Origin of the sequence: Stenotrophomonas sp. GD03654, assembly GCF_029845105.1 — a bacterium.
Lineage (GTDB): Bacteria > Pseudomonadota > Gammaproteobacteria > Xanthomonadales > Xanthomonadaceae > Stenotrophomonas > Stenotrophomonas africana.
The window spans coordinates 1-2,651 of record NZ_JAOCLC010000140.1 but is presented as its reverse complement, the minus strand read 5'-3'; the positions used below and the strand labels follow the sequence as shown (position 1 = coordinate 2,651).

The 2,651-nt window shown below is 67.0% G+C and carries 2 protein-coding genes; both read right to left on the bottom strand.

From position 1 onward, the window contains the following. Window positions 1-173 precede the first annotated feature (173 nt). Window positions 174-911 (bottom strand): IS21-like element helper ATPase IstB, encoded by a 738-nt coding sequence (istB, locus tag N5J73_RS24110; protein WP_279941378.1) that lies wholly within the window; start codon window positions 909-911, stop codon window positions 174-176. A 14-nt stretch (window positions 912-925) separates the two neighbouring features. After that, the gene (gene istA, locus N5J73_RS24105; RefSeq protein WP_279941377.1) at window positions 926-2,476 is read right to left on the bottom strand and encodes an IS21 family transposase; all 1,551 of its coding nucleotides are present in this window, start codon (window positions 2,474-2,476) and stop codon (window positions 926-928) included. Window positions 2,477-2,651 lie beyond the last annotated feature (175 nt).

Here is a 2,651-nt window from a genome sequence, read left to right as displayed (position 1 = left end):
GTGCGGATTTCAGCGATCCCGGACAGCCATTTCAACGTGATGGCGGACAGCGTTTCAAACTGATCGCGGACAGTTTGGGCGCGCGCAAGTGCCTGGGTTGATCGTAGCTCAGGTGTCCGCGATCAGCCTGAATTGGGCCGACCTGGACGGACTGTCGGCGGTGGGTCTGATGCTCATGCCGAGTCCTGTTTCTTGCGCAGCGACTCGCCCTTGAGCGCGATCTTGTGGGCCGAGTGGACGATGCGGTCGAGGATGGCGTCGGCCAGGGTCGGATCGTCCAGCCACTCGTGCCATGCCGACACTGGGAGTTGGCTGGTGATGAGGGTCGCGCGGCTGCCGACCCGGTCGTCAAGCAACTCCAGCAGGTCGTTGCGGTCGGCCGCCGTGATCGGCGCAATCGCAAAGTCGTCGATGACCAGCAAGTCGATGCGCGCCAGTTGCGCCAGGCGCCGGCTGAAGGAGCCATCGCCGTGCGCGACCCGCAATTCCTCCAGCAAGCGAGGCGCCCGCGTGTACAGCACCGCGAAGCCCTGACGTGCGGCCTGCTGTGCCAAGGCGCACGCGAGCCAGGTCTTGCCGCAACCCGTGGCCCCGGTGAGCAGCACGTTGTGGCCGTGGCGCAGCCAATCACAGCCCGCCAGTTGCGTGATAAGCCCGCGATCCAAGCCGCGCGAGCCGCGCCAGTTGATGTCCTCGATGCAGGCGCTGCTGACCTTGAGTCTGGCGGCCTTGAGCAGCCGGGCCAGGCGTTTGCCGTCGCGCCAGTCGACCTCGCGCTGGACCAGCATGGCCAGCCGCTCCTCGAAGGACAACTCGGCCGCCGCCGTGCGCATGCCTTCATCGGCCAGGGCGTGCACCATGCCGTCCAGGCGCAGGCTGCGCAGTTGATCCAGGGTGTGTTCGTTGAGCAAGAGCTTCTCCTTCTTCAGTGGTAGTAATCGGGGCCGCGCACGTTGTCGTGCAGCGGCAAGGTGGCTTGCGTGGCCTGGGCCGGCGCGGCTTGCCGGTCCAGCCCGGTGGTGAGGATCGACTTGATGCTCTGATAGGTCGGCGAGCGGATCGCCATGGCGCGAACGCAGGCTGCCTCCAGTCGCTCATGGCCGAACTGGCGCGCCAGGCTCTGCAGGCCGAGGCAGGATCGGTAGCCCTGCTCGGGGTGCGGGCGGTGTTCCATCTGCCAACGCACCACGGCGGCAGTCGCCACACCGATGCGTTCACCCCAGGCGATGAGCTTGGCAGGCGTCCATTCCCGGTGCGCGCGGTGCGAGGCCGGCATATGCTCTGGAGCCGTCGTGTGGGCGCCGCGTCGCTCGCTGTAGGCGTGCACGGCCACGCGCTGCTGACGGCTGAGGATCTCCACCGTGGTCGAGGTGATGCGCAGTTCGACCTGCTCGCGCACCAGCCGGTGCGGCACGCTGTAGTAATGGCCGTCCAGCTCGACGTGGTAATCGATGTTGACCCGGGCGCGCTTGAAGCGGGCGATGGGCATGCGAGCCGCCGGCAGGGGCTTCAGAACCGGTCGGTCCAGCGCGGCGAAGGCACTGGCGCGGCAGCCAGGCAGCTTCTTGAACGGGCGCTGGTTCAGGTCGGCGAGCAAGGCTCGGATCGCGGCGTTGAGTTCCGCCAGGGTGAAGAAGCGCCGGTGCCGTAGCCGCGCCAGGATCCAGCGCTCGACGATCTGCACGCCGACTTCCACCTTGGGCTTATCGCGGGGATGGGCCGGACGTGCTGGCAGCATCGCCACGTCGTAGTGGTCGCAGAACTCCTCGACCAGGCGGCCGGGCGTGGCTTCGTAGCGATCCGGCCGGGCGATCAAGGCGCGCGCTTGGTCCGGCACGATCAGCCGGGGCACACCGCCGATGAACTCCAGCACATCCATGATGGCGCCGACCCAATCGGCAGCGGTCTGCGTCGGCGTGGCGCAGGCGAAGGTGTAGTTCGAGGCGCCGAGCACGGCCACGAAGATCTGAGCCGAACTGATCTCGCCGGTGGCAGCATCGATCAGCGGGACGGTCTGGCCGGCGTAGTCGATGAACAGACGCTCGCCGGCCGGGTGGACCTGGCGCATCGAGCGCTTGAGGCCGGCGATCCAGGTGCGGTACTTCACGCAGAAGCTGGTGTACTTGTAGGCCTGCGAGCCGGCATCAGTCAGGCTGCGCTGGTACTCCTCCCAGAGCAGTTGCAGGGTGACGCCGGGGCGCTTGAGTTCCTGGTGGACAAGGGCGAAGTCGGGCTCGAGCTGGGTGCTGGCGCGCGGCACGGGCGGACCGTACAGGCGGGCTTCGAGGGCCGCATCGTCCAGCGTCTGGGCCACAGCCCAGTCGACGCCAGCGGCGCGGGCCTTCAGGATGATGCTGTTGACGGTCGTCTTGGCGATGCCCAGCACACGCGCGCACTCGCGCATGCTCAGGGTGGACTCCAGGTGCAGTCGAAGGGTTTGACGTAGTTGGCGCATGTGAATCCTGGGGGTGGGCATGAGGGACCGAAAAATCGGTCAGCATGCCCACGGCTCAGGTCACTTGCGCGCGCTCGGGGTGTCCGGGATCAGATTGAAACGCTGTCCGCGTTCAGCCTGAAATGGTGTCCGCGTTCGTCTGAAACGCTGTCCGCGTTCCGCTGAAATGGGTGGCCGCGATGGGCTGAAATACGCA